The organism is Helicobacter sp. UBA3407 (assembly GCF_949747025.1).
GTDB lineage: Bacteria > Campylobacterota > Campylobacteria > Campylobacterales > Helicobacteraceae > Helicobacter_D > Helicobacter_D ganmani.
In genome coordinates this window covers 1-5,020 of the sequence record NZ_CATKCB010000183.1, presented here as the reverse complement: position 1 = coordinate 5,020, position 5,020 = coordinate 1, and the positions used below count along the sequence as shown (strand labels likewise).

The following is a 5,020-nucleotide window of genomic DNA, read 5'->3' as shown; positions in this document are numbered from 1 at the left end:
ATCAAGATTAATTCTATCAGCGGAAAGGCAAAAATTGCGTATGATGAAACGCAAATTTCAGAAACGCAAATTACTGAACAAATTACTTCTTATGGATTTCCTGCGAACCTAGATGATTCTAAAGAGCAAGAAATCGCTTATATTAAGGGGTTAAAGCGGAGATTATGGGTAGCAATCCCCTTGTTTGCGGTGATTTTTTCTCTGCATATGGGTGGATTCCACACTGATTGGAGCGGAGTTGTTCAGCTAATTCTAGCAAGCATTGTGCAGTTTTATTGCGGATTGCCTTTTTATCAAGGGGCAAAAAGCTTTTTTAAAACAAAATCGGCAGATATGAATGTCCTCATCGCACTTGGCACAAGCGTGGCTTATCTTTATTCGCTGTATCTTTTTGCAAGTGGCGAGAGTGGATTTTATTTTGAGGGCAGTAGTGCAGTAATTTGTTTTGTGTTGGTGGGCGAATACTTAAAATCAAGCGCAAAGAAAAAAGCAAGTGATGAGCTAGAGATTCTCTCTAAACTTTTGCCTACGCAAGCAAGGTTGCTAAACGAATCGCAACAGACACAATGGATTGCAATAGATAAGATTCAAAAGGGCAATCAATGTTTGGTTATAGGTGGTGAGAAGATTCCATTAGATGGCATAGTAGTCTCTGGGGAGGCAGAAGTGAGCAGTGCGCATATTAATGGCGAAGAGTTACCAAAAACATTGGGTGCAGGCGCGGAGGTAATTGGCGGGAGTTTAGTTTTAAATGGCGAAATTGTGATTGAAGCAAGCAAGGATTCTAATGAATTTTTTGTTTATGAAATGTTGGATTTACTAGAGCTTTCACAAGCGCAAAAGCCTCCTATTGGCGCACTTGCAGACAGAATTGCTAGCATTTTTGTGCCAAGTATCGTGATTCTTAGCCTTATTTGCTTTGTTTTTTGGTATTTTTGGACGAGTAATCTTGCTTTCGCACTATCTATTGCCGCTTGCGTGCTTGTTATCTCTTGTCCTTGCGCACTTGGGCTCGCTGTGCCTTTGGCGATTGTTTGTGCAAGTATGCGTGCAAAAAAAGCAGAGATTTTGATTAAAACGCCAGATATTTATGAAAAGGCAAAACAAGTAAAAACGATTGTGTTTGACAAAACAGGCACACTCACCAAGGGAGAGATTGTGATTTGTGATTGCAAGATTTTATCTCAAACTCTCTCTTATGATTTTGTTTCTAGCCTTGCTTGCGCAATGCAAAAGAATAATCCTCACCCTATTGCGCGGGCAATTTTGGATTTTGCCAAAGATTCTACCCCAATTCCTTTGGAATCTAAAACCTATGAGATTGGCAAAGGGGTGCAGGCGGTTTTTGAAGGAATGTCTTATTCTTTGGGCTCATTAGAATGGGTAGAATCCTTATGCAAAACAACATTACGAGATTTTCCTCGTGAAAATTGTATTGCACTTGGGAATTCAAAGGAGATTTTAGCTTTGTTTTATTTGCAAGATTCCATTAAGGAAAATGCAAAAGCCACGATTAAGGCTTTAAGATTACGCGGAATAGAATCTGTGATTTTAAGTGGAGACAATGAAGCAAGTGTTGCAAAAATTGCTCAAACGCTTGGAATCTCAAAATTTTTTGCGGGTGTCAATCCTGAAGAAAAGGCAAATGTGATTGTGGAACTCGCACAAAAGGGCGCGGTTTGTTTCGTCGGAGATGGGATTAATGACGCACTTGCACTTAAAAGTGCAAGCTTTGGAATCTCCTTTGTGCAAGCCACAGAATTGGCACAAGAAGTGGGCGATGTTTTGTTGTTGAAAGAAAATTTATGGGGAATCGTGGAAGTGTTTGATATTGCCAATGCGACTTTGAAAAACATTCGTGAAAATTTGTTTTTCGCCTATGTGTATAATATTGTGCTGATTCCTATTGCAGCAGGTGTACTTTATCCGCATTTTGGAATCGTATTGCAACCCGCTTTTGCTGGAGCGGCTATGGCGTTTAGCTCTTTGAGCGTTGTAAGCAATGCGCTAAGAATCTCGCGTTTAAGGTTGGAAAATTGCGTTTAATATTTGGAATTTTATTTTTGATTGTCTCAAATGCGTTATATGCACTTTCTTATTTGGTATTGGAAGAAGAATATCAGTTTAAAGAAAATTCCATCTATGCTAGAGATTTATTTCCGGATTTGCAAAGCAATTTTTTGCTCTTTAGCATTCCTAAAAATTCTAATAGTTACCAAATCAAAAGTTCTCAAATGACAGAAAAATTTGCAAATGAGGGAATCTCTGTGGGTGCAAAATCCCCAATTATTACCTTTAAGCGTGCCATAAGGGGCGAGATTGAGGGGATTAGGAAGTATATTTTAGCTGAGTTTTTGCGCGAATATCAGCCCTATAAGATTCAGGTAAATGCTGTGCATTTAGAGCAAATTACGCCTGTGGATTTTAAAGAAGATGCGATTTTGTCCATTGATTTTCACTCTAAATTACTTAAAAAACGCGAGGGAAGCTTTGATGTCGTGGTGCAAGAAAAGAATGGAGAACAATTAAGGAATCGTAAGGTTTATTTTAAGTATGCTATTGACGCAACTTTGCAGGTCGTGCAGACGAGTGAAACTATCAGCGGTCGTCAGAGTATTGGCTACAATAACGCACGCCTTATTCGGATTCCTTTTGAACGTGTAAGTAGCATATTGATGAAAGAAAATGAAATGGGAAAAGTTGCCGTGCGTTCTTACACGCCCAAAGATGTGATTGTTACACAAGACCGCTTAATCCTTAAGCGTGTCGTGAAAAAAGGCGATAAAATTGCGGTGAGCGTCAGTGAGGAGGGCGTGTTGCTAGAATTTGTGTTAGAAGCGCAAAAAGATGGCGCGGTGGGGGATACGATTAAGGCGCGTGCATTGCAAGGCAAAAAAACCTATGAGGTAGAAATCATAGAAGAGGGAAGGGGGAGATTATTATGAAGCGTATAATCGTTGGAGTTAGCGGTGCAAGCGGGGTGGAGCTTGGTTTGAGATTCTTGCAGTGTTTGCCAAAAGAGTTAGAAAAATACTGCGTCCTCACACAAGGTGCAAGATATACATTGCAGGCAGAAAATTCCCAAAAAGATTCCACAATCCCTCAAGCTAAGTGGGATTGGATAGAATCCTTGCAGGAGATTCCAAATCTTGTTTTACTAGAAGATACGGATTTGGGTGCAAAAATTGCGAGTGGTTCGTTTATTTGTGAGGCAATGGCAGTGATTCCGTGTTCTCAAAATACTTTGGCAAAGATTGCTTGTGGGATTTGCGATACACTTCTAACGCGTGCGGCAAATGTGATGATAAAGGAGAATCGCAAATTACTTCTTGCTCCTCGCGAAATGCCTTTTAGTCCGATTGTGTTAGAAAATATGCTGAATCTCTCTAGGATTGGTGTGCGAATTGCTCCGCCGATTTTTGGATATTATGCAGGAAAAAGCTTAGAGGAAATGGAAAGATTTCTCATTGGTAAATGGTGCGATAGTCTCTCATTGCCTTTTGATTACGCTCGTTGGGGCTAAATTAACCGCTTTTAAAATATATCGCAGAGAGATTCGCCATTATGCAGTCGCGCACTTTTGGTGTGTTGGCATTCTAAAATGAGATTTTTTAACACAAAATATGCCTTGCGCCCATTGTCATTTGCGATAAAGCCATTTTTTTGCTTTTCAAAATAACACGTGCTGGGTTTCAAATCAAGGTTTTGATAGAGTGCATTCCAATCTGTCGCAAGATTTTGTTGTTTTTGTGCTTTAAGGGTTAGTTTGAGATTCAAGACTTGGAGCTGCAATTTTTTGATACAAGCGTTTTGGGTGTAATGGCTAAATTGTGGAATCCCAAAGCTAAGTAGAATGCCAAGTAGAGATAGCACAAGCACCAATTCCAATAAAGTAAAGGCAGATTTGTGTTTTGATGTCATTAAAATACGATAGAGCTGCTAAGTAATGGAATCTTAAGCTCTCGCACAAGATGAATGCTTTCAATAAGTTTTTCGCAAGTGTCGCCTTGAGAATTTCCGCTTGCTTGCGTAGAAAGTTGCAAAAATTGCACGGATTTTGGTGTGCTTGCGGTGGAGTGATTGGGATCTAACAAGGTCGCACTAACACAAGGATTGCCATTCTTGTCTTGTAGTTTGCTTGTGATTGTATAGTCGTTGAGATTCCAATTTGCGCTACTAAGCGTAACCGCGCTAATAAAAGTCCCTTCTCCTTGTGCAAGGAAATAAGCAGGAAAGGAAGTCTTGAGCGTGTTAATATCGCTTTTGAGGGCGACAAGCTTCGCGTCATCACGGCTTGCAGAAATTTTTGGAATCGCAACAGCAGCCAAAATGCCTAAAATCACCAAAATAAATACAAGCTCTAGCATGGTAAAAGCTTTTTTGCTCTGCATACCTCTTTCCTTATCAAGTGCGAAATCTTCTTAGATTTTTGTTAAAGCCTGCATTGTAGCTGTTTTTGAGCGGTTTGTAAAGGGTTGTGAAAAATTTGATTAATTTCCCCCCTATAATTAATAGGGTAAAGTTTTATTTTTTTGCTAGACATAAGAAATTTTATTTTGTTTAAGATTTTTGGAGGGATAAATAAATGAATTGTTTTTTGATAACAAATAATTGTATAGGAACTTTTATATATTAGGGATTATAACACTCAATACCAAAGCCCTACCATTAATTTATAAATGGTGTCAATGGATTTTATAAAATTTTGTCTTAAAACTTTCCTGTGGCTCTATTGGGAGATATAATATTATTTTTGCAGCATTACAAGAGTTTTAGTTTAGCAAAAGAGAAATGGTTGCAACGTAAAAAAGGATTCAATTAGTATCAACATCTATCTAAAAATACTAGAAATATTAAATATTATGAGATTTTTGATTTTTTGTCTTGGTATCATCAAAATAAAGCAACTAAAAGTCAATCCAACATTCACTTTATTACAAACTTCAACGCAGCAGTCCATAGAATCCACTCCCACCTCGCCTACAAACTAGGTTCTGCAATGATTCTAAACTCTAAAAGT

The 5,020-nt window shown here is 38.6% G+C and carries 6 protein-coding genes; 4 read left to right on the top strand and 2 right to left on the bottom strand.

Annotated elements, in window-relative coordinates; genetic code table 11:
• From Q1553_RS06825 to Q1553_RS06815, 3 genes are all read left to right on the top strand, one after another.
• Positions 1–2,046, top strand: a 2,046-nt coding sequence (locus Q1553_RS06825) for a heavy metal translocating P-type ATPase (RefSeq protein ID WP_300842847.1), incomplete at its 5' end; no start/stop codon positions are given.
• Positions 2,037–2,945, top strand: a complete 909-nt coding sequence (gene flgA / locus Q1553_RS06820; RefSeq protein ID WP_115550978.1) for a flagellar basal body P-ring formation chaperone FlgA — start codon at positions 2,037–2,039, stop codon at positions 2,943–2,945. The genes Q1553_RS06825 and flgA, both read left to right, overlap by 10 nt.
• Complete coding sequence (locus tag Q1553_RS06815) at positions 2,942–3,523, top strand: UbiX family flavin prenyltransferase (RefSeq protein WP_297579313.1); 582 nt, start codon at positions 2,942–2,944, stop codon at positions 3,521–3,523. Before flgA ends, Q1553_RS06815 begins: the two co-directional genes overlap by 4 nt.
• A gap of 11 nt (positions 3,524–3,534) precedes the next feature.
• On the opposite strand, the gene Q1553_RS06810 is transcribed toward Q1553_RS06815, so the two are convergent.
• Positions 3,535–3,921, bottom strand: coding sequence for a prepilin-type N-terminal cleavage/methylation domain-containing protein (locus tag Q1553_RS06810; protein ID WP_115550976.1), 387 nt, complete (start codon positions 3,919–3,921; stop codon positions 3,535–3,537).
• Complete coding sequence (locus Q1553_RS06805; protein WP_300668457.1) at positions 3,921–4,391, bottom strand: type II secretion system protein; 471 nt, start codon at positions 4,389–4,391, stop codon at positions 3,921–3,923. Before Q1553_RS06805 ends, Q1553_RS06810 begins: the two co-directional genes overlap by 1 nt.
• A 332-nt stretch (positions 4,392–4,723) precedes the next feature.
• Between Q1553_RS06805 and Q1553_RS08485 the strand changes: the two genes are divergently transcribed.
• Complete coding sequence (locus Q1553_RS08485) at positions 4,724–4,822, top strand: DUF1919 domain-containing protein (RefSeq protein ID WP_115550974.1); 99 nt, start codon at positions 4,724–4,726, stop codon at positions 4,820–4,822.
• The last annotated feature ends 198 nt before the right edge of the window (positions 4,823–5,020 follow it).